The sequence below is a fragment of the Alcaligenes sp. RM2 genome (assembly GCF_052931795.1).
The window spans coordinates 301780-324559 of sequence record NZ_JBRFIO010000003.1 but is presented as its reverse complement, the minus strand read 5'-3'; the positions used below and the strand labels follow the sequence as shown (position 1 = coordinate 324559).

Here is a 22780-nt window from a genome sequence, read left to right as displayed (position 1 = left end):
AATGTGCTGCTTAACTGCGCTTGCCCAACTCGCTGAAGGTGAAGTTGTCCAGGGCACTTTCGGCAACCCGGAACCAACTGGCTTCCTGCTCCTGGAAGGCCTTCCAGCTTGGATAAATCTTGGCAAAATCGGCGTTGCTGTCCGACAGTTCCTTCCACAGTTCCTGGGACTTGTCGTAGGCGGCCTTCATGACGTCCTTGGGGAAGTAACGCAGCTTGGCCCCATCGGCCACCAGCTTGCGCAGAGCGCCGGGATTCAAGGCATCGTACTTGGCCAGGCTGAGCATGGTCTGCTCATTACAGGCCGTCTCGAATGCCACTTTGAAGTGCGCAGGCAAGGCTTCCCAGGCGTCTTTATTGACCATAGAGGTCAGGGACGCACTACCCTCGAACCAGCCGGGGGAGTAGTAGAAGGGAGCGACTTTGTTCAAGCCCAGTTTTTCGTCGTCGTAAGGGCCAATCCACTCGGCCGCATCAATCGTGCCCTTTTCCAGCGAGGAGTAAATATCGCTAGGAGGAATCTGCTGGGGCACGGCACCCAGTTTGGACAGCACCATGCCGCCGATGCCACCGATACGCATCTTCAGACCTTGCAGGCTGTCCAGGTCCTTGATTTCCTTGCGGAACCAGCCCCCCATCTGCACACCCACGTTACCCGCCACAAAGTTGACGATGTTGTACTGGCTGTACATTTCGCGCAGCAGTTTCAGGCCACCACCAAAGTGCACCCAGGAGTTGTGCTGACGGGCATTCATGCCAAAGGACAAGCCAGTATCAAACGTTACGGCGGTGTTCTTGCCCACAAAAGCGGTACTGAGCACGTGGTTGCATTCGACCGTGCCGTTGCTAATGGCATCCATGTTCTGGGCATAAGGCACCAGCTCGCCACCGGGGAAAGCGCGGATTTCGAACTTGCCTTCGGTCAGTTCGCTGACACGTTTGCACAGCGCTTCGGCCGAACCATAAATGGTGTCCAGGCTTTTGGGCCAGCCGGTAGACATACGCCAGCGCACGGTGGGGCTGTTCTGCGCAATTGCAGGGGCGGCTACGGCTGCCAAACCCGCACCCGCAACCGTTGCCGATTTCAGCAGAAAACTACGACGCTCCATCACTCACCTCTTTGTATTTTTTAATGTATTTACACCCCTTGCTCGATAGGGGTCTGGGTAGTTTGCCCGCCAGTCTGGCTTGCAGCCCCGACAGCAACTGCCCGAACCTTGCCAAACCGTCCCCCCCGAGGGGCCAGACGGACGTTCCAAGCAGTGTCAGCACACTATGAAATTGACATTCACCACTTCGATAATAGTAAGTGTGCTGATTAATTAATTTTTGGTCAAGCAGGGAAACTACTGACGCATGTCCTTGATGAGATAAAGGAAAGCATCATCAATAGCTTAAGCCTCAACTAGCGCAATCCCTTATAAAAACGATATTTGATTTTATAATTTATACAGTATACTGACTAATTGAAAGCACAACCCGGAGACAACTTTGAACTGGATAAAAATTTCCGAAACCGATGCCATCGACAACGAAGAGTCCCTGGCAATCGAGTGGGAAGGCAAGAAACTGGCCCTGCACAAACTGGATGACGAGTTCCACCTGACCGACAACGTCTGTACCCACCAATATGCCCTGCTGTCCGACGGCTATCTGGAAGACGGTTGTGTGGAATGTCCGCTGCATCAGGCCAAGTTCTGTTTGCGCACCGGCAAGGCGATGAACGCCCCTGCCACGGTGGACATCAAGGTCTACCCGCTGCGCATTGAAGGCAACGATATTCTGGCCGACTTCAGTCAGGCCTGAGCTTTTTTCTGCTGACGAGACCTGCAACATCATGGCACACCACACTTCCGTACTGATCATCGGCGCTGGCCAAGCGGCTTCGGTGCTGGCGCGCGAACTGCGCAGCCTGGGCTTTAGCGGCAGCATCACCTTGGTAGGGGATGAAACTCACCTTCCCTACGAGCGTCCGCCCCTGTCCAAAGACGTGCTCAAGTCCAGCGCGACCACTGACAGCGTGTTTTTGCAAAAAGCCGAGTTCTATCAAGAACAGAATATTGAACTCTTGTTGGGCACCAGCGTGCAGTCTCTGGATTGCGCCACGCGTCAGGCCAGCCTGAGCAATGGCCAGACCTGGAGCTTTGACCACGCGGTGCTGGCCACAGGCGGCGCGGCCCGCGAACTGGCTCTGCTGCCCGCCAGCCAGGCCAACGCCCTGTATCTGCGCACGCTGGACGATGCCCTGAGCCTGCAAGCTCGTCTGCAACCCGGTTTGCGCGCCCTGGTGATTGGTGGCGGTTTCATGGGTCTGGAACTGGCTTCAACTGCCAGTGAAACTGGCGCACAGGTCACCATCATTGAAGCGAATGAACGTCTGCTGGCCCGCAACGCCCCTGCCCTGCTGTCGCAATGGTTGCTGGAGCGCTTCGAGTCGCAAGGCATCACCGTGCGCTTGGGTCAGGGAGTGCGTCAGGCCCACTTTGCGGCAGAAAACGAGCACCCCGTTCAGCTGGAACTAAACGATGGCCAGATCCTGAATGGCGATCTGGCCATTGTGGCCGCCGGTCTGAGCGCGAACTCCGCCTTGGCGCGGGCCAGTGGTATCGCGGTAGACGATATGACGGCCGGGATTATTGTGGATCGCCAGGGCCGCACCAGTGTGGCGGGCATTTATGCCGCTGGCGATTGCGCCACCCAGATCTGCCCCGATACCGCCGTGCGCACGCGCACCGAATCCTGGCAGAACGCCAACGAGCAAGCCCGTCAGGTGGCCCACGCCATTGCCGGGCAGGATGCTCCTGCTGCACCTGTCAGTTGGTTCTGGACGGATGTGCTCGGTTGCAACATTCAAATGCTGGGCCAAGGCAGCCCGGATCTGAACTATCAGGTACGCGGCGTTATGGACAGCCAGGGCGATGCCATCAGCTTCATGTTGCTGGCATTTGAAGGCCAGCATTTGCGACACGCAATTGGCGTCAATGCCGGCGCGGATCTACGCGCTTTGCGCAGCGTCATGGAACAGAACTTGCCTGTGGACCCGGCCATCGTGCTGGACCCGGCGACCAAGCTGCGCCAGTACGTGAAAGAAGCGGCTCGGACGGCCCAAGTCTAAGAAAGAGAAGCGGCCTGCGCCGCCTCGTCATCACGAATCATTAAAGAGTTATCAGAGGAGAACCCCATGTATCAGACGCAAACGGTGATAGGCCAGACGGTCGGGTCCAAAGACCGCCCTGTCGAGGAATGCACCTGGCCCGAGGACGTGCTCAACACCATTCCGGACTGGGTCTACACCAGCAACGACATTTACAACCGCGAGATGGAACGCATTTTCCACGGTGACACCTGGAACTTTGTGGCCCTGGAGGCGGAAATTCCCGATTCGGGCGACTACAAGCGCTCGTATGTGGGTTCCACACCAGTGGTCGTCGCTCGTGCGGAAGATGGCAGTATCAACGTATTTGAAAACCGCTGTGCACACCGTGGCGCGGAGTTTTGCCGTCACAACCAGGGCAATACCAATGAGTTTGTGTGCCCGTATCACCAGTGGTCTTACAGCCTGAAGGGTGATCTGCAAGGGATTCCTTTCAAGCGCGGTGCGAATAAAGAAGGCGGCATGCCGCGCAGCTTCAAGAACTCCGAGCATGGTCTGAAAAAGCTGCATGTGACAACGCACAACGGCGTAATTTTTGCGTCCTACAGCGACAAGGTCGAGCCTATTACGGAATACCTGACGCCTGAAATTCTGAAGGATTTCGAGGCGGTGTTTCCCGGCAAGAAGCTGAAGATTCTGGGTTACTACCGTAACGAGTTGCCTTGCAACTGGAAGATGTACCACGAGAACCTGAAAGATCCTTACCACGCGACCTTGCTGCACTCTTTCCTGGTGGTGTTCGGTCTGCTGGTAGCGGGCAACAAGTCGCAGATGTATGTGGACCCTGTGCATGGTCGTCATGGCTATATGGCTTCGGCCAAGTCCGAGGACAAGTACGCCGAGGTCAGCGAGGACAACAAGAAGGAAATGCGCTCCTTTGTGGACGATATGCGTTTGCGCGACGAGCGTTTCCTGGACTACATCAAGGAGTTTGATTCTCCCTGGTCGGTGACCATGCAGACGATCTGGCCCAACCTGATTGTTCAGCGCGAGATGAACACCTTGGGTGTGCGTCAGATTGTGCCCAATGGCCCCAACAGCCTGATCATGCAATGGACCATGTTTGGCTATGAGGACGATACCGAGGAGATGACTCGTCACCGTCTGCGTCAGGGCAACCTGATGGGCCCTGCCGGTTTCCTGGGTCTGGAAGACAACGAGGCCATGAAGTTTGTGCAGGAAGGGGTACGTCGTTCCAGCAGCGAGGTGAACATCATCAAGCTGGATGAAAGCAAGCTGGGTACGTCCAATACGCTGATCTCGGAAGCGGCTATTCGCTCCATGTACCAGCACTACCGCCAAGTGATGGATCTGTAAGACGAGCTGACTTATGAAAATGGATTTTTCTTTCAAACCCGCCCAGGTTTCTGTTGAGCGCGCTTTGGCCTTGAAGGCGGAAATTGAGCTTTTCAATGCCGAGTACTGTGCCACTTTGGATCGTGGCAATGTTGAGGACTGGCCCATGTTTTTTGTGGAGGACGCGGTTTACCGGGTCACTTCACGCGAGAACGCGGATCTGAATTTGCCGGTAGGTCTGGTCTATGCCGAAGGGCGCGACATGATGCACGACCGTGCGGTGGCCATTGCCCGCACGCAGATGTATGCCCCGCGCTACATGCTGCATCTGGTCACGGATGTGCGCGTGATCAGCGAGGCTGACAATGGCGATATTGAGGCCGAGGGCAATTTCATGCTGATGCAGACCTTGGTGGAAGGGCCTTCCACGGTGCATCTGGTGGGTAATTATTTCGATACCTTCACGCGTGTGGACGGTCGTTTGATGCTCAAGGAGCGTCAGGTGATTTTTGATACGTCCATCCTGGCGAATGATCTGGTGTTTCCGGTCTAAGTCCGGGGTTTGCTTCTGGTTTCAAAACTATTTTTTGTGTGCTGTTTCCGAGCCACTTGAGTCAGAAGGTCTTCTGATTCCTTTGAGCACCCTTCTTTGTTGAGGGGTGCTTTTTTTTGCTTATTTATTGGGGCAAAGGGCTGATGCCTGGCGCAACATCAGAGATATGAGGCTTTAGGGCTGGTAGCGCAGGTTCTGGGGGCCTATCAAGCCTGGAGAGAATTAAGGTTAATCAGGGGACCGGGGGTAAAAGAAGTCTCTGTGAAAACGCCATTCAGTCGGCCTGCTGGGGTGTCCGGGCTGAGCACTTGCCGGTGCTGCGCACCGGTGCCCTTGTCAGGAGATAGCTACGGGCGCATCCTGAACTCACCCGGTACTTGGTCCCCCGGACCAAGTACAAGCGTCGGGTTCAAACAGCAGGATGCTTGCACCCCTACGCTATCTCCTGCCCGCGGCAAGTACTCTGATCCGCCCTGACACCCCAGCAGGCCGACTGAACGGCTCACAACGGCTTTTTATCTACCAATCTCTTACGGGCTCTTTGACCAAACAGGGCCTCGTGCCTTGCTCCTCTGCGTTTCCTAAACGCATATCGTTCTGCTCTTCTGCCCCCCCTAAACCCCGAGAACATTCAGCCTCAGCCAAAGCCCCTCCTCCCTTCCCTTCCCTTCCTTTCTCCACCCATCCAATCTGGGCCCTCGCCTTTCATCCCACCTCTGCAAGTGCCGTTTGGGCTTTAACCCGTGTTGCTTGTTTTCTTGTGGGGCCCGGGGACGGCTTGGCGGGCGAGTCAGGGCTCTTGCCGCAGGCAGAGTGCTGGGGCGGGATGCAAGGGGCGTGCTGTTTGAGGAGCACGCTTGCGGTTTGTCCGGGGGACAAACCGCGCTCCGAGTTCACGACCCGCCCGCCCCAGCACTCTGACAAGGGAACCCACGCGCAGCGTGGGCAAGAGACCCGCCAAGACAAGCCGTCCCCGGGCCCCACAAGAAAACTATCCGCCGCCCTCACGCAAAGCCCAAACGGCACGTCCAGAAGAACTCCTCTATTGCTCCCAAAGCTCCACCAAACCCTTCTTAAAATGACTCACAAGACAGCCATCCCCTCACTCAAGACCTGACACAGCAATCCTTGCAAACTCACAACGCTGCCAAAAATAAAAAAGCCCCCGAGAGCCATACGGCTCCCAGGGGCACAGGTCCGATAGCCCGCCCCCAAGCGGCAGGCCATCGATACTCAATTACAAGGCTATCAACACAGACTTGTTGACGACGACTCATATCCATCAAGCACGGACGCCCATCCAGACCATGATGAAACACGTCGCTCTTTTCAAAAGCTCAAAAAAATTGAATAGCGTTAAAGACCGATCAACGTCATCGCCTCTTCACGCGTTGCCACGGTGGCGTACTTCTGACGCATATCGAACAGGTTCGCCTCGTGAGGCCCAATCGCACGGTCACCCACGCAATCCGATACCACCAGGGGGCGGAAACCCAGTTGCATCGCATCGACCACACTGGAGCGCACACAACCACTGGTCACGGCGCCGGCAACCAGCAGTGTTTGCACACCACGCTGGGTCAACCAAGCCGCCAAGGGCGTACCGAAAAACGCCGAAGGCACGTTCTTGCGAACGATGAACTCACCGGGCACAGGAGCCAGTTCCGGCACGATGTTGCTGTTGTGCGCGTCTTCGGTCAGACCCAGCATGCCGGGCACTTTAATGCTGAAGATGTTGTTATCAGCGCCATCGTCGGCATACACGATACGCGTATGAGCCACCGGCCAGCCCTGTTCACGCGCCGTTGCCAGCAACTTCTGCGTGTTCTCGATAGCTTCGGGAATATTGCCGCCACCAAACACGGCAGGATCCGCAAAGCCATTCACCAGATCAATAATCAACAAGCCGTAAGGAGCTTTAGGCTCCAGCGTCGACCCAAAACCTTGTTGAGCGTACACCGCTCCTTCATTCGTACTCACCAACGCCTCCGTCCAGTACTTTGCCGTCACGCACGACAGCACGGCCATCCAGGCTGACCGTGCAATTGCGCAAAGGAATATCAATGTGGCAGGCCGTCGTGCGATTGCCGCCAGCCTCGTTGTTCGGGCCCAGGGAGAACAGGAAGTTACCCTCGAACGCACGGGCATCCATGCCAATGGTGTTTTCACGCGAGTACAGACCCAGTGTGGACCAATGGCAACGTGGTTGCAGCCCCCAGCCGATATGCGAGATAGCGTAGCCCTCGGGGTCATTGAAGGACTTCATGTACTCGTCCAATAATTGCGCCTCAATGCCGCCTTCGATCTTCGTGGCATAACCATTCTCCACAGTCAGAATAATCTGCTCGGAGGAATACTTTTTCTGCGGCAGCAGGATGTCGCCCTTGTCGATCACAATGGTGCCGTTAGTGCCCAGCTCGTTCGGCCAGGTCAGCACGAAGCCACTAGGCCAGTGGTCCCAACGACCGGGCTCATCTACAAAACCGTATTCACGAATCGCGGGGAACTCACCCAGCGGGCAACGCAGATTGGTACCGGCAGGAGACGTAATGCTCATTTCCTTGGCCGCTTTAATCAGCCCCGCAGCCGCTGTCACACGCGCACGATCCGCTTCCGTTGGCACAGTGCGAACCAGAATCTCCGGTGGCTCCACCGCCAGCAGAATCTTCGTACCCGACTTCAGAATGTCAATCTGCTCAGGCGAGAACAACAGAGTCATCAAGTCCAGCACCAGGTCACTGGCCTTCAAAGCCGCGATTGCCGCCTCGTTGCCCGTCAAAGGCGTCGTGCCCAGATAAGCCAAAGGATCCCGGCTCAGTGCCTTTTCTGCATTCACAGGCAGCAGATCCAGACGATTTACCACCGCGCCCATGGACTGGGCCGCGATCTGCGCACACTGCATGGTTTGCTGATTCGTCGTGGAGCTGGTCAGCAGGGTCACGGTTTGACCTGCTTGCAGCTTGGACAGACGTAGAACCTCTTGCCATGCTTCGATAAGTTGATAATCACTCACTGCCATTTTGTCTCTCCTAGTGAGACACCTCGGCTTCAAACCGACATGCCTAATCACGACAGGGCCGCCTTGGCGGCCCCTGCTCAACATCACACCAAGCGCTGGCCCAGGAAGTCACCGAAGGCTTCGTAAAAGCCTGCTTCGTTATCCCAAGGAATCATGTGACCGGCATCAGGCACGCGAACGTGCTGAACGCCAGGGGCCAACTGCTGAATCTCGGCCACATCCTCGTCACGCACCACGTCACCACGCTCGGCTGTCATCAGCAAGGCAGGCACGGTCAAATGCGGGAAGTCGACATGAATATCGTCGGTATGAAAGCCCTCAAAGCTGGCCAGAATCGCAGGCTCATGGCAGGTGTGCAGCCACTGAGCACGCAATTGCAATTGCTCTTCGGTCCAGGTCGGGCAGAAGGCACGCATATCGTCAGCCGTGCAACCCTTGCGAGCCATCGCCATGGAATCCACGTACCAGGGCAACTTGGAGGGATAAGCGCGACGACCTGGGCCAGACACTGGCGGATCAACCATCACCAGACGATTCAGGCCCTCGCTGTTCTTGTGAGCGGCACGCAAACCAATGCGGGCACCCATGGAGTGACCAACCACGATGTAGTCCTTCAGGCCCAGCGCCTGAGCCAGTGCAATCAAGTCATCCGCCTGCGCATCCAGGCTGTAATCCATACCTTCAGCCGCTTCGCTCAAGCCGCGACCACGCACGTCTTGAATGTAGGTATCAAAATGCTTGCCGAATTGTTCACCCACAAAACCCCAGGTCACCGCCGGGCTGGTAATGCCGGGAACGATGATGACGGCAGGACGCTGGTCACGCCCACCAACGGAACCACCAAAACGCAGGTAATGCTGACGAATGCCATTGGCGTGCACATGAGCGCCGTACAGAAATGTGCTCATGCTTAGCTCCGGTCCAGCTTGAACAGACGGGCAGCGTTGCCGTAGCAAACCAGCTCGCGTGTCTTGTCATCCATAGGCGCTGCCTCGATGAAATCAGCGGCCAGCTCAGTGGACTCGTAGGGGTAATCAACCGAGAACAATACGGCTTCAGCACCCATTTCACCAATTGCGCCCATTAGCGTTGGGGCAGAACAGACACCCGAAGTAGTGATCAGGATGTTGCTGCCGATGTACTCGGAAGGCTTGCGCTTCAAGGTCACACCATGTGGGTACACGGCAAAGCGGCTGTCGTAGCGCCAGCGCTGGAACGGCAAGCCTTCACCCATATGACCCAAGATCAACTTCACATCCGGGCAGCGATCAAACACACCACCGAACAACATGCGCAGCGCGTGAGTGCCGGTTTCCACACCCCAACCCCAGGTTGCACCCATCAGCTCCGGGTGGCCTGTGTAAGCGTGCGGCATTTCATAAGCATCAAAGGGGTGCAGATAGAACGGCACATCCAGCTTCTGCACGGTTTCCCAGAAGGCATCATATTCGCGGCCATCGTAGTACACGCCATGCGTGTGACCGTTAACCAAAGCGCCTTTCAAGCCCAGATCCTGCACCGCACGCGTCAATTCCTGCGCGGCAGCAGCCGGGTCTTGCATGGGCAAAGTGGCAAAGCCGCCCAGACGATCGGGATGGCGTGCAATTTGCTGCGCCAGGAAATCATTGTTCTGACGTGAACGCTCGATAGCGACGGACACATCCTTTTCCACCTGTACCCCAGGGCCGGTCTGCGACAGCACAACGTACTCGATACCGGCACGATCCATCACCTCCAGACGCTGGGCGTCGAAGTCATGCAAACGAGCCATCAGTTCACGCGCGTCGGCACTGTCAATATGTTTGACAAAGGCCTTGGAATAATCCTCAAAGCCAACGGCGTTGAAGTGCTCCTCCAGTGCTATTTTTTTAATACGTTTCACCGTAAATTTTCCCTAAATTATTGATTTACATAAGGTCAATCGTTTGACCCCCCAACAATATCTATCAGTATGCTGATTATTATTGTTTTCAGCAAGTCGGGAAATCACATATACTTTGGGGCGTGGACAGCGCCTGTAGAAATGACTGCAAATCAGAAATCAGGGCTTTTGTTCACGTTAGCGTAGCCCTGCTTTCCTTGTAGACGCCGACCTTGCAGCCGTACCCTTTGCAGGTCGTCCCGCTTTCAGTGTGCTGCCTTGTTGGCAACGGGCTGAAGGCCACTCAATCGATGACTGACTTATCCATGAAGAATCACGCCGAGCTAAAGCAAGAAGAACGACTGGAAGCCGACGAGGCCGAAATCCTGGGTCCAGTGGAAGAAGAAAATGCCGAGCTGTATCGACGCAAACTGTGGTCCCGGCCTGGTTTTCTGGTCCGCCGTCTTAACCAGATTCACTACGCCATGTTTTACGAGGAGTGCAAAAGTGACCTCACCCCTGTCCAGCACGGTGTCCTGTCCGTGTTGATGGGTTCACCCTGGCTGGATCAAACCACGATCGGCTACGAGCTGGGGCTGGATCGCACCACCTCGGCCGATGTCATCCGCAGGCTGGAGGAAAAAGGTTTGCTGGGACGCCGTATCAACCCCGAAGACCGCCGCTCCCGCCAGACGTACATCACCGAAGCAGGATTGGCGGCGATGAAGGAAATCAGTGCGGGCATGAACCGCGCCCAGGAACGACTGCTGGACCCACTGACCGCCAAGCAGCGCCAGACCTTTATGACCATGCTGACGCGTGTAGTGGAGCACAACAACCAATATGGTCGTGCTGCCTTGAAAAACATGTGAGAAGCTCGGGGGGCCTCAGGCCCCTCGCGCATACCAATCAGGTAGTTCAAAGGCATGCGCTGGCAGTTGGTACAGCTGGCGCAAACTGGCCTGACTAAGCATGTCGCGGGGCTGTCCCTGCGCCAATATGCCCCCATCCCGGTACAAGATCACCCAGTCCGCCACGCGGGCCGCATGTTCGGGTTGATGCGTACACAAAAGCACACCCAGACCTTCCTGACGCAAGTGCGAGACTTGATCCAGTACCCGTAATTGATTCGCGAAGTCCAGGCTGGAGGCGGGTTCGTCCATGATCAAGAACTGTGAACGCTGCACCAAGGCCCGTGCAATCACGCACAGCTGGCGCTCTCCCCCGCTGATCTGATCAATGCGCTTTTGAGCTAGCTGCCCTATGCCCAACCGCTCCAGGCAAACGCCTACCCATTGCCGGTCGGCGGCCCGAGGTTGGGTGTACCAGGCCAGCTCACTGGCACAACCTAGCAAGACCCATTGTTCTACCGTGAAGGCAAAGGCCGACTCCTGCGCTTGCGGTACATAGGCCAGTTGTCTGGCCAGGGCACGCGCACTCCATCGCTCCAGGGGCTTGCCCTGCACCTTCACCTGCCCTTTTAAAGGCGGCTGCAGGCCCAGCAAGGTGCGCAGCAAGGTGGACTTACCGCTGCCATTGGGCCCGAGCAAACAAACGACCTGCCCGGTCTGTACGCGCAGATTCAAATTACTGGCGACTTGCTTGCGCCCGTAGCCTACAGCCAGATCAATCGCTTCCAAGCCTTGTTCGCTCATCGCTGCCTCGCACCACGAGCCAGCAACAGCAAGAAGCCGGGAGCACCCACCAAGGCCGTCAGCACACCCAAGGGCAATTCCAGCGTGCCTATGCTTCGTGCCAAGGTATCGGTTAACAAGAGGAAGGCGGCGCCCACCAACAAGCAAACGGGCAATAGACGGGAGAAGTCCGGGCCAACCAATAAACGGGCCGCGTGCGGGATCAGCAAACCGACCCAACCTATAATTCCAGCCAGGGCCACGCACACCGCCGTCATCAAGGTCGCGCAAACGATCAGCAGACAACGCAAGGCAGAGACGGACATACCCAAGGAGCGGGCCTCGTCATCTTGCAGGGCCAGGACATTGATACGCCAACGCAAGAGCCAGACAGGGACGATGCACGCCAATACCATCAATGCAGCGGGCCAGACTTCGTAAGAGCGCACAGCGCTTAGCCCACCCAGCAGCCAGAAGGTCATGGAAGGCAATTGGGAGTATGGATCAGCCAGAATCTTGATAAGCGATAGGGCGGCACCCAGCAAGGTACCCACCGCCATCCCGGCCAGAACCAGTATCAGGATAGGTGGATGATGGCGCAGCATGCGCGCCAGACTCAAGACAATGCCCACCGCTAGCAGGCCGCCAACAAAGGCCGCCATCTGTACGCCGAACAAGGAAAAATTCAAATAAATGGCCAGAATCGCCCCCAGACCTGCACCCGAGGACACACCCAGGATATCGGGTGAAACCAGTGGATTGCGAAACATGGTTTGATACGCCGCGCCTGCGGTCGAGAGCGCCGCCCCCACCAGCAAAGCCGCTGCAATACGTGGCAGACGCAAATCCCAGACCACGCGTACGGCCTGACTCTGCCCCGCTTCTGGATCGCTACCAAAACCGGCGACCAAGGCGCGCAGCACTTCTGTTCCGGACAAGGGATACGCCCCCTGCCCCAGGGCAAACACCACCAATACGGCCAGAACTAGCCCCAGTAAAAGCAGTAGTAGCCCGTAGGACAAACCTGACTTCATGCGCCTTGCTGCGAACCCAGCGGGTCCAGCCCTTGTACCAATCGCTTGACCTGCTCGTCGCTCAAGGACATGCCGTAAAAAGCCGAGTAAAACTCCTGCAACTCTGAATACATGCGTGGCATGGCAGCACTGCCTTCCAGCAAGGCATTAAGCCAGATCACCCCGGCCAGACGATTGACTCCCGGCGGGCCATCCAGCCAGCCAAAGGGCAAGGCGGGTACGCGGTACAAGCGTCCTTCCTTCACTGCCTTGAGCTGATTCCAGGGAGCCTGAGTACGGGCCAGCTCAAAGAAAGCATCATCCTGAGCAAACAGCATGTCCGGGTCCCAGGCCAATAATTGTTCGTAGGAAATACGGCCCAGGCGATTATCGGTTTTCTCTTCACCCATTACCGTCAAACCGCAAAGCCGCAGCACCTCGGTATGAATGGATTGACCCATGCCGGTTTCCAGACCATCGTTACCGCGTGCCAAATAGGCTTTCAAGCCTTTGGCGCGGGGGTTGGCGGCCTGATGTACGGTATCCAGAATCGCTTGTGCACGCAAGGCCAGTTGCTGGCCGCGCTCGGCCTGCCCCAGGATATGACCTGCCTGACGCAACTGCGCCGGGCTGTCTTTCAGGCGACCATCCAGCAAGACATAAGGCACGCCCGTCTGCTCTTGCACGGATTTGGCGGCAGACTCGTAATAGGGATTCACATCGCCTATATCCACGACCATATCGGGCTTCAAGGCCAGCAGGCTTTCCAGGGACAAGGTACTGCCCCGACCGGCCAGACGGCCAAGATACGGCAAGGAAAAACCAGCGGCCTCCATCATGCTGCGTGCAGCAGGAGCCAGCTGAAAAGGCCAACCTAAGAGCGCGTGGGGTGCCAGGCAATACACCAGCACAGAAGCGGGCGGACCGGCTGCCACTACCCGCCCCACTTGAGCCGGATCAGGCAGCTTGCCCGCCACACTGATATGCAAGCTGATAGAGCGGCTGGTCCCGGCCTGCTCGGACCGGGCCAGCAAACGGGCATGAGGCGCCAACATAGTCAGTGCCACCCAGGCACGCAATACATCACGACGCTTCATTTATGCCTCTCCCCCTTTAACTGCAAATCACAAAACGGCTTTAGAAACGATAGCTTCCGCCCACAAACCAGACACGTCCGGGCATGGGGTAGCCTTCTTTGTATTGGTACAGCTTGTCGCCCAGATTACGCACACCGGCTTCCAGTGTGATGTCCGAATTCGGACGCCAGATACCTTTCAAGCTCAACAAGGCAAAGCCCGGTGTTTTTTCGTAGATCTGATCACCCTTGCTATTGGCGTAGGAGTAGTAGCGGCCGCTTTCGGTTTCCACCGAACCCATCACTTCCCACTGCGCAGTGGGCTTCCAGCTCAGGTGAGCAAACAGGCGATGATTGGGCGTATCCACCAATTTGACGTCCGAGTCAGACTGGTTGCGACGATTCAAATATGTGTACGCCAGGCCTGCCGACCAATGAGCAGACAACTCCTGCTGCAAAGACAGCTCCAGACCCATTTGACGAGCCTTGCCGACGTTGGTGGCCTGATCACAAAAACCCACTGGACGGTACTTGTCACAACCGGGAGCCTGAATAACCGTGCTTTGAATCATGTCACGCACCTGGCTCAAGAACAGCGCCGATTCCAGCTGTGCACCTTCCCATGGCTGACCGCGCAAGCCCAGTTCATAGTGAATGGCGTGCTCGGGTTTCAGATCCGGATTAGGTTGGGCGTAGCCCATGCGGCTGGAGTAGCGATCTTTAATCGTGGGAAAACGAGTCTTGTAAGCCACGCTACCGTAGACCTGCATGGCATCGCTCCAGTCGTAACCCAGCTCCAGCAAACCGTTGGTGGCATCGGTATCGCCGGTTTCAAAGTTGTGCGCTTCTTTGGCTTTGCGACGTTCGTGGCTGGCACCCACGCGCAACTGCCACAGCTCACCCACAGCAATACGGTCTTCAAACGCCAGAGACGTGGTCACGTCCTTGTAGTGCTCAGTGCCCGATGGCTTGGGATCACGGTGCTGATCTTCCTTGTAGTGCAAGGCAAAATGCAGCTCGTGATTGTCCAGGCTGGTGTTGACCCATTCCAGGGCAGCGCCACGGGTACGGTCCGTGTACTCGCTGGTCGGGCCAGTCAGGGTCGCGTATTGATCATTGCTATACATATCCAGACCGTTCTTGTACTTGTCTTCGTACACGCGGGTCTTGATCGTGTTGCTCTCGCCAATCTGTGTGGAGCTCAGGAAGTACAGGCTTTCCTTGTCCCAGTATGGCCAGCGCCAGTAGCGTTGACCCAGCTTGGCATCGTTCACGCCGGTGTAGACCGGATTGTCTTTCTGACCTTTCTGGTTCACGTAGCCAATAACGTATTCATCCGTCGCATTGGGAGTGATACCCAGTTTGAAGGACGCTTTCTTGTCCATTTGAGAAGCATTGCTGCGCATGCCACCCGTGTCGGTAGGACGTGCTTTTTGATCTTCAAACCCACGACCCAAGGGGAAGCTGCGTTCGCCTGACCAGGACAAGCCTGCCTGCATGTACCAGGAACCCTGATTGGTGCCCACGTTCAAGGCACTGTAGCGTTGATCGCCCGTAGCGTAACCGGCGCGGAACTCGCCTTCAAACTCTTTGACGGGTTTACGGGTCACCAGGTTGATGGCACCGCCCATGATATTGGGGCCATACAGTAAGGAAGCTGCTCCCTTGGCCACGCGAATTTCGCTCAGGTCCATGGTGGTGAAACGGGTAAAGTCCACATAGCCGTCGTACGGCACGTACTGTGGAATACCGTCAAGAAACAAGGGCACCTGACGCGAATCGAAGCCACGCACATAGACCATCTGTTCGTTACGAGCACCGCCCGCCGAAACGGTCACGCCGGGTTGCACACTAACGGCGGCACCCACATCGCGCAAATCAAAAGCCTGCATTTCTTTCTGGCTGACTGCGCTCTCCCCCAAAGGAGCCTCGCGATCCAGGCTGGACTGAACAACCACTTTGCCCAGCTGAAACACACGGTCATTGTTTTCCTGAGCCTGAGCCTGGCTAACTGCCAAGGCCCCCATCATGCTCAAGACCAATGCGCGCGGCACAAAGCAGACGGACTGATGACGCGCTGCTGTGGCACGTTTGGACTGATGTCTCATTCCCCTTCCCTATTCGATCTTTCTAATTGATTTATGAACTGACGCCACGCAAAGATGCGGCACAAAAAAAAACGGACCCCAAGGGGCCCGTAAATAGAACCCATCATCGAGCGATGAGTGATGGTTCTTTCGAAAACACCGCTATATGGTAGAGCATATAGCGAAGAACTACAACTAGCCAGAAACTTTAAGGTTCAGGTTTTCCCGTCTTCCCAATTTGCGGCTTCTCGCCAACAATACGGCTGTACTGAGCATTCCTATCAAAATGCTGCCAGCAAAGTGCCTGCACAAACAGGCATCAAAACGATCCCAAGACATCTGGACCCGCGCAAATACTGGCGCAAATCCACAGGAGCACAATTTATGTTTAAAGCCATGACGCGCGGTTCGGTCCGCCTGGTTGAACGCTATCTACCCGATCCGTATATTTTCGTCATCCTGCTCACACTGATTGCCGGTATTGCGGCAATGGCGTTTGAGCAACGCTCTCCCATGGAGATCATCCAATATTGGGGTAACGGCTTTTGGGGTCTACTGACCTTTGCCATGCAAATGTTGCTGGTCTTGCTGACCGGTCACATGCTGGCCAGCACGCCACTGGTAAAAAGCTGGTTGCGTGGCCTGGCCTCGCTGGCCCGTTCGGCTGGATCCGCCATCATTCTGGTGACCCTGGTGTCGCTGGCGGCCAGCTGGATCAACTGGGGTTTCGGCCTGGTGGTCGGTGCCCTGTTCGCCAAAGAACTGGCTCGTCAGGTCCGCGTGGACTACCGCTTGCTGGTTGCCAGTGCCTACTCGGGCTTTCTGGTCTGGCACGGTGGCCTGGCCGGTTCTGTACCACTGACCATTGCCACCTCGGGCCACTTCTCTGAAGACAAGATCGGCATCATCAGCACATCTGACACCATCTTCGCCTTCTTTAACCTGGCCATTGTGATCGCCCTGTTCATTCTGGTGCCGCTGATCAACCGCTTGATGCTGCCCAGCGACAAGGAAAGCATTTACGTCGACCCCAAGCTGCTGGAAGACACGCCAAACGACGTCAACCAGACCACCGATCGCCCAGCAGACCGTCTGGAAAACAGCCGTCTGATCTCCATCGTGATTGGTGTCGCTGGCCTGGCCTACCTGTTTGACTACTACGTGCTGCGTGGTGCAACCCTGAACCTGAACGTGATCAACTTCACTTTCCTGATTCTGGCCATCTTGCTGCACGGGACTCCACGTCGTCTGCTGAAAAGCCTGGATGAAGCCATTCGCGGCGGTGCCGGGATTGTGATTCAGTTCCCCTTCTACGCAGGCATCATGGCCATCATGATTGACTCCGGTCTGGCTGCCAGCCTGTCCGAGTGGTTGGTGTCCTTTGCCACTGCTACCACCCTGCCCTTCTGGACCTTCATGAGCGCCGGTCTGGTCAATATCTTTGTGCCCTCGGGCGGTGGCCAGTGGGCGGTACAAAGCCCGGTCGTGATTGCTGCCACACAGGCTCTGGATGCTGACATGGCGCGCACCGCCATGGCCGTTGCCTGGGGCGACTCCTGGACCAATATGCTCCAGCCTTTCTGGGCCTTGCCGGTATTGGCGATTGCCGGTCTGAAAGCCAAGGACATCATGGGCTTTTGCCTGATTCAGCTGATTGTCTCGGGTATTGTTATCTCGATTGGTTTGACCTGGTTGTAAGACAGGCCGGGATGCCTTCATCAGGCTCCGTATCCTGACTGGCAATAAAAAACGCCCCGTGAATATCCATGGGGCGTTTTGCATTGAGCAGGCAGCAATTAGCCCAAGCATAAGCAGGACGCAAACAAGCCGCCACAAAAAAGGGCAATGACACTATGAGGGGGAATTAAATGAAGGTAGAGATGGTGGGCGGTACAAGGTTCGAACTTGTGACTTCCACCGTGTGAAGGTGGCACTCTACCACTGAGTTAACCGCCCGGAGCTTTAAAGAACTACAAAAGCTGCGAAGAAAAAAACTATAGCATGGCCCTGATTGATTTACAAGTTCAGGGCCAGCTCTTTTCTTAAATAATTACTCCGTTGCCGGGTTGAGCATCTCACGCCACATGGGCGGCTTCTTGTTCTGCTTTTCCAGCACGTCCATGTATTTCTCATGCTCGGCCTGATCGGCTTCGGACGCGCGCAGCACTTTCAGCACGCTGGCGTCAAACTTGCCCAGGCTCAGATTGCTGCCATCCCCACCTTGCCCATCAGACTCGTCAAAGTCCATCAGCAAGGCGTCCTGGCCACGGGTCATGGCCAGCCAGACATCAGCCAGCAACTCCGAGTCCAGCAAAGCGCCGTGCAAGGTACGGTGGGAGTTGGAAATGCCGTAGCGTTCGCACAAGGCATCCAGGGAGTTCCGTTTGCCAGGGTGCATTTCCCGCGCGACCAACAAGGAGTCTGTGATGCTGTCGCAGTACTGGGAGAACGGGCCTTTACCTACCTTTTGCAGCTCAGCATCCAGAAAGCGTGTATCAAAAGATGCGTTATGAATAATGACTTCCGCACCCTGCACAAAATCCAGCACCTGATCCACCACATCCTTGAAACGTGGGTGGCCGGACAGAAATTCCGTGGTCAAGCCGTGAATTGCCAAAGCTTCAGGATCAGAGTCCCGGTCCGGGTTTAGATACAAGTGCAGATGGCGGCCCGTCAATTTACGATTGAACAGCTCTACCCCACCCACTTCAACAATGCGGTGCCCTTCACGAGGCTCCAGACCGGTGGTTTCAGTATCCAGAATAATTTGACGCATTCACTTTCCCTACAAATTCAATCACAGTAATGGCACTCGACAAGGAGGCTATACAAACAGCTTCCCCGCAGACCAGCACCACAGGTTCAGACAGAGGCCTCGGGCTTATCAATCAATTCCAGTTGCTTGTCCTGCCCTTCTTTCTTGCCCGCAATCAGCGTATAGGCCACCGGCACCACAAACAAGGTCAACAAGGTTCCCAGGGACAAGCCGCCCACCAGCACCCAACCAATCTGCTGACGGGATTCGGCACCCGCCCCGGAGGCATAGGCCAGCGGCAAGACCCCCAGCACCATGGCGCCGGTTGTCATCAAGATGGGGCGCAGGCGCATCTCGCAAGCGCGCACCACGGCATTGTACAAACTGGCCCCCGCTTCGCGTTGTTGAGTGGCAAATTCCACAATCAAGATACCGTGCTTGGTAATGAGCCCCACCAGGGTAATCAAACCGATCTGACTGTAAATGGACAAGGTCCCGCCCGACAGCCATAGGGCCAGCAAGGCCCCTGTCATGGACAAGGGCACGGACAGCATGATGATGAGCGGGTTGCGCCAGCTTTCAAACTGCGCGGCCAGCACCAGATAAATAAAGGCCAGTGCCATCAGGAAGACCAGATAGATACTGCCCGAGGAATCCCGGAACTCGCGCGACTGGCCATCCAGGTCTGTCTGCACCGTTTCCGGCAAGGTCTTGCGAGCCACCTCATTCATGTGTTCGAGCACCTCACCCAAGGCATAGCCGGGGGCCACCGATGCTTCCACAATGACCGCTCGCAAGCGGTTGAAGTGGTTCAGCGATTGCGGCGATACGCTCTCGCGCACATTCAGGAAGTTGGAGGCCTGCACCATGCCACCATCTTTAGTGCGCACGTAAATATCCAGAATGTTTTGCGGGCTGGAACGAGCCTGCTTGTCCACCTGCACAATCACGTCGTACTGCTCGCCATCACTCTTGTAGCGCGTGACCTGACGCCCACCCAGCATGGATTCCAGAGTGCGGCCTACCGCTTCCACCGATACGCCGGTATCGGCCAGCTTGTCGCGGTCCACATCAATACGGATTTCCGGCGTGTTCAAGCGCAAGTCCGTGTCCACGTTCAACAGCCCTGGATAGTCTCGCAGCTCAGCCAGAAAACCGTCCACGATCTTGGCCAGCTCCGGATACGGTGCCTGGCTCATGATCACAAACTCCACCGGCTTGGACGTAGCCCGCTGTCCCAACGACGGCGGGTTAGTGGGGAAAGCACGCGCACCGGGAATGGCGGAGAAATGCGGTTGCAGTTCACGCGCAATGGATTGCTGGTTACGTGTACGCTCCTCCCACGGCTTCAAGCGCAAAATTGCAAAGGAATCGGTGACGGTAGGGAAACCAATAATGGACTGATACCCCTCTGTCTCCGGTATGCCGCGATATAGCTCTTCCACCCGCTCCACATTGCGCAAGGTGTAATCCAGCGTAGCGCCTTCGGGCGAATTCACAATCCCGAAAATCACACCTCGGTCTTCAATCGGAGCCAGTTCGCTTTTGATGACCGTAAACAGCAGCCCACTGGTCGCGGCAACGGCCACACCAATGAACAGGACCAGAAAACGCCAGCGCAAGGCGCGAATCAGGATACGGCGGTAGCCTCGAGTCAGCCAGACCAGGAAGTTTTCGATACCCTGACTGACGCGGCCCACTTTCGCACCATGTGGACGCAGCATGCGCGAGCACATCATGGGCGTCAGGGTCAGGGCCACGAAACCGGATACCAGCACGGCAGCCGCCAAGGTCAGGGCAAACTCAATGAATAATCGCCCGGTACGGCCTGTGGCAAAAGCCAGTGGGGCATACACCGCCACCAGGGTTAGCGTCATGGCAATCACGGCAAAGGCAATTTCACGCACACCCAAAAAGGCAGCCTGCATGGCCGTCTTGCCCTCTTCGATATGGCGGTACACGTTCTCCAGCACCACAATCGCATCGTCCACCACCAGGCCAATCGCCAGCACCATGGCCAGCAAGGTCAGCGTGTTGATGGAAAAGCCCAGCATGTACATGATGGCGAAGGCCCCGATCAGGGAGATCGGAATCGTCACAATGGGAATCACACTGGCGCGGAAACTGCGCAGGAAAAACACAATCACCAGCACCACCAGCAAGATGGCCTCGGCAATGGTGGTGTACACCGAATCAATGGATTTCTGAATGAAGATGGAGCTGTCGTAAGACACGGACAACTTCATATTGCCCGGCAGGCTTTCGTTGATGCGCTCCACTTCTGCCCGCACGGATTTGGACAGATCCAGCGGGTTGGCGGTGGACTGTTTGGTCACGCCAATGTTCAAACTGTTTTGACCATTGAATCGGGCCAGTACCCGCTCTTCGGCAGGCCCGATACGCACGTCGGCAATGTCGGAAATGCGCACCGGATAACCGGCTGCCTGACTGATGATGATGTTGCGAAATTCCTCGGGCGTTTCCAGGTCGGTGGAGGAAACCACGGAAAACTCGCGGGCATCGGACTCGATACGGCCCGCCGGAATCAGCACGTTTTGTTTACGCAGAGCATCTTCCACATCCTGCACGGTCAGCTGGTAGGCTCCCAGGCGGGTGCGATCCAGGTCGATACGCATGGCGGGCAAGCGCTCGCCAAACACGCGCACTTCAGCGGCACCAGGCAAGACGGACAGGCGCGTTTTAATGTAGCGGTTGATGTAGTCCGAGGCCTCCAGCATGCTGTAGTCGCCGGTATCCACACCTACATAAATAATCGGGGTGGAGTCTGCTTCCACCTTATTGATGATGGGCTCGTCCACCTCATCGGGCAGGAAACGTCTGGCACGCGACACCTTGTCGCGCACATCGGCGGCAGCGGCATCGGGGGCCCGGTCCAAATTGAATTTAATGTTGATCAGGCTGCGCTCGGAACGGCTGCGTGAAGTCATCACGTTCACGCCCTCGATCCCGGACAACTGATCTTCAAGAGGCTTGGTCACCTGGGACTCGATCACCTCCGGTGAGGCCCCTTTATAATTGGTGATGACGGAGACTACCGGCTCGTCAATAGCGGGGTATTCGCGTACGGTCAGGCGTTCATAGGAAATAAAACCGACCAGCACAATCACCAAAGACAGAACCGTGGCAAATACCGGGCGACGGATACATAAGTCAGAAAGAACCATGATTCCGTCCTATTGCTGCGGCTGTGTTTGGACGTCGATCACTTCCTGAATATCGACCGGCACTCCATCACGAACCTTTTGCAGCCCAGCCACCAGCACATTGTCGCCCGCTTTCAGATCGCCTGTGACTTGTACCCAGCCCTGCTCGCGTACACCAACCTGCACCTGACGGCGCTCTGCCCGGCCGTCTTTCACAATATAGATGTACTGATCCTGCCCCGAAGGAGCCAAGGCGGTTTCAGGCACCATCAAGGCCTGATAACGCGATAGCTCAAGGCGTACACGGCTGAACAAACCGGGGCGCAGAGCGCCATCTTCATTCGGTACCTGGGCCCGCAGCAAAATGGAACGGCCAGCCGTATCCACCGCCGGGCTGACAGCCAGCACCGAGCCATGGCGGGTTTCGCCCAGGAAGGCATCAAAGCGCAGTTCGACCGGCATGCCGGCCTTCACATCGGCCAGATATTGTTCAGGGATACGGAAGTCCACGTTCAAGGTCGAAACCGCTTCCAGCTGCACCAGGTCCGTGCCCGGCCCAACATAGTCACCCACCGAGACATTACGCAAGCCGGTCACACCATCAAAGGGGGCACGGATACGGGTCTTGTCCAGCTGCACACGCGCCAATTGCACTTCGGCTTGCTGAACAGCCAAACGGCTACCGGACTCGTCTTTGGCCTGCTGGCTGATAAAGCCCTGGCGGCTCAATTCCGAAGAACGCTTGTGCTGACTATTGGCCAGATTCAAATTTGCCTGTGCCTGGTTCAATTGCGCCTGCGCCATGGCCGGGTCCAATTGAATCAGGAGCTGGCCTTTTTTGACGGGCTGACCTTCTTCAAAGCTGATCGCTGAAATACGGCCACTGATCTCGGGCCGCAGCACGACGGACTCTCTGGCCACCAGGGTTCCCACCGCCGCCACATCACGAATCAACTCACTTTGCCGCACGGGCAGCACTTCCACCCGCGTGGCATCAGACTGCGCCCAACTGGGGCTGCTACTGGCAAACAGTACAAGAAACAGAGAAAAAATCGTGGGACGCAGCGTGGAAATCATGGGCGGCTTATCCTGACCGGCCAGGCCGGTGAAGCTGTCTGACAAAATATGACGGGTGGCTAATAGTACTATCAGCGGGCTACAACTCTGCCC

The 22780-nt window shown here is 56.5% G+C and carries 18 protein-coding genes and 1 tRNA gene; 6 read left to right on the top strand and 13 right to left on the bottom strand.

From position 1 onward, the window contains the following. Positions 1 to 10: 10 nt before the first annotated feature. Positions 11 to 1108: a TRAP transporter substrate-binding protein gene (locus ACU6HM_RS13170; protein ID WP_009460856.1), complete on the bottom strand. Its 1098-nt coding sequence runs from the start codon at positions 1106 to 1108 to the stop codon at positions 11 to 13. A 382-nt stretch (positions 1109 to 1490) separates the two neighbouring features. Here ACU6HM_RS13170 and ACU6HM_RS13165 point away from each other — a divergent pair, with 382 nt between their 5' ends. The 4 genes from ACU6HM_RS13165 (at position 1491) to ACU6HM_RS13150 (ending at position 5002) form a co-directional block, all read left to right on the top strand. Then, positions 1491 to 1805, top strand: a complete 315-nt coding sequence (locus ACU6HM_RS13165) for a non-heme iron oxygenase ferredoxin subunit (protein WP_009460854.1) — start codon at positions 1491 to 1493, stop codon at positions 1803 to 1805. A gap of 31 nt (positions 1806 to 1836) precedes the next feature. Next, positions 1837 to 3114: an NAD(P)/FAD-dependent oxidoreductase gene (locus ACU6HM_RS13160; protein WP_268379185.1), complete on the top strand. Its 1278-nt coding sequence runs from the start codon at positions 1837 to 1839 to the stop codon at positions 3112 to 3114. A gap of 66 nt (positions 3115 to 3180) precedes the next feature. Next, a complete protein-coding gene (locus ACU6HM_RS13155; protein WP_446763923.1) occupies positions 3181 to 4470 on the top strand; it encodes a Rieske 2Fe-2S domain-containing protein in 1290 nt (429 codons plus the stop codon). 13 nt (positions 4471 to 4483) lie between these two features. Next, positions 4484 to 5002: an aromatic-ring-hydroxylating dioxygenase subunit beta gene (locus ACU6HM_RS13150; RefSeq protein WP_009460849.1), complete on the top strand. Its 519-nt coding sequence runs from the start codon at positions 4484 to 4486 to the stop codon at positions 5000 to 5002. Positions 5003 to 6358: 1356 nt separating this feature from the next. Here the strand turns inward: ACU6HM_RS13150 and ACU6HM_RS13145 are convergent. From ACU6HM_RS13145 to ACU6HM_RS13130, 4 genes are all read right to left on the bottom strand, one after another. Continuing rightward, complete coding sequence (locus ACU6HM_RS13145) at positions 6359 to 6961, bottom strand: N-carbamoylsarcosine amidohydrolase (RefSeq protein WP_446763947.1); 603 nt, start codon at positions 6959 to 6961, stop codon at positions 6359 to 6361. Between the two features lie 7 nt (positions 6962 to 6968). Continuing rightward, on the bottom strand, positions 6969 to 8021 hold the full coding sequence (locus ACU6HM_RS13140) for a 2,5-dihydroxypyridine 5,6-dioxygenase (RefSeq protein WP_045931286.1): 1053 nt from the start codon (positions 8019 to 8021) through the stop codon (positions 6969 to 6971). 83 nt (positions 8022 to 8104) lie between these two features. Then, positions 8105 to 8929 carry an alpha/beta fold hydrolase gene (locus ACU6HM_RS13135; protein ID WP_250756069.1) on the bottom strand — a complete coding sequence of 275 codons (825 nt, stop codon included), beginning with the start codon at positions 8927 to 8929 and terminating at the stop codon, positions 8105 to 8107. A 2-nt stretch (positions 8930 to 8931) separates the two neighbouring features. After that, positions 8932 to 9903, bottom strand: coding sequence for an amidohydrolase family protein (locus tag ACU6HM_RS13130; RefSeq protein WP_026485442.1), 972 nt, complete (start codon positions 9901 to 9903; stop codon positions 8932 to 8934). A gap of 290 nt (positions 9904 to 10193) precedes the next feature. Here ACU6HM_RS13130 and ACU6HM_RS13125 point away from each other — a divergent pair, with 290 nt between their 5' ends. Continuing rightward, entirely contained in the window at positions 10194 to 10754 is a 561-nt protein-coding gene (locus tag ACU6HM_RS13125) for a MarR family winged helix-turn-helix transcriptional regulator (RefSeq protein WP_009460842.1), read from the top strand. Between the two features lie 15 nt (positions 10755 to 10769). Here ACU6HM_RS13125 and ACU6HM_RS13120 read toward each other — a convergent pair whose 3' ends face one another. Genes ACU6HM_RS13120 through ACU6HM_RS13105 form a run of 4 tightly spaced genes read right to left on the bottom strand, consistent with a single transcriptional unit; the run spans position 10770 to position 15712 of the window. Further along, complete coding sequence (locus ACU6HM_RS13120) at positions 10770 to 11537, bottom strand: ABC transporter ATP-binding protein (protein ID WP_446763922.1); 768 nt, start codon at positions 11535 to 11537, stop codon at positions 10770 to 10772. After that, the gene (locus ACU6HM_RS13115) at positions 11534 to 12550 is read right to left on the bottom strand and encodes a FecCD family ABC transporter permease (RefSeq protein ID WP_254498862.1); all 1017 of its coding nucleotides are present in this window, start codon (positions 12548 to 12550) and stop codon (positions 11534 to 11536) included. The genes ACU6HM_RS13120 and ACU6HM_RS13115 overlap by 4 nt, the downstream gene beginning before the upstream one ends. Further along, positions 12547 to 13626 carry an ABC transporter substrate-binding protein gene (locus tag ACU6HM_RS13110; RefSeq protein WP_446763921.1) on the bottom strand — a complete coding sequence of 360 codons (1080 nt, stop codon included), beginning with the start codon at positions 13624 to 13626 and terminating at the stop codon, positions 12547 to 12549. The genes ACU6HM_RS13115 and ACU6HM_RS13110 overlap by 4 nt, the downstream gene beginning before the upstream one ends. 40 nt (positions 13627 to 13666) lie before the next feature. Next, positions 13667 to 15712, bottom strand: a complete 2046-nt coding sequence (locus tag ACU6HM_RS13105; RefSeq protein WP_336974312.1) for a TonB-dependent receptor plug domain-containing protein — start codon at positions 15710 to 15712, stop codon at positions 13667 to 13669. 363 nt (positions 15713 to 16075) lie between these two features. Here ACU6HM_RS13105 and ACU6HM_RS13100 point away from each other — a divergent pair, with 363 nt between their 5' ends. Next, entirely contained in the window at positions 16076 to 17389 is a 1314-nt protein-coding gene (locus tag ACU6HM_RS13100; RefSeq protein WP_009460835.1) for a short-chain fatty acid transporter, read from the top strand. A 183-nt stretch (positions 17390 to 17572) separates the two neighbouring features. Here ACU6HM_RS13100 and ACU6HM_RS13095 read toward each other — a convergent pair. From ACU6HM_RS13095 to ACU6HM_RS13080, 4 genes are all read right to left on the bottom strand, one after another. Beyond that, positions 17573 to 17647, bottom strand: a tRNA-Val gene (locus tag ACU6HM_RS13095). A 94-nt stretch (positions 17648 to 17741) separates the two neighbouring features. Continuing rightward, positions 17742 to 18467: a DNA polymerase III subunit epsilon gene (gene dnaQ / locus ACU6HM_RS13090; RefSeq protein WP_009460833.1), complete on the bottom strand. Its 726-nt coding sequence runs from the start codon at positions 18465 to 18467 to the stop codon at positions 17742 to 17744. An 86-nt stretch (positions 18468 to 18553) separates the two neighbouring features. Beyond that, a complete protein-coding gene (locus tag ACU6HM_RS13085) occupies positions 18554 to 21631 on the bottom strand; it encodes an efflux RND transporter permease subunit (protein WP_009460831.1) in 3078 nt (1025 codons plus the stop codon). Between the two features lie 9 nt (positions 21632 to 21640). Continuing rightward, entirely contained in the window at positions 21641 to 22687 is a 1047-nt protein-coding gene (locus ACU6HM_RS13080) for an efflux RND transporter periplasmic adaptor subunit (RefSeq protein ID WP_009460829.1), read from the bottom strand. Positions 22688 to 22780 lie beyond the last annotated feature (93 nt).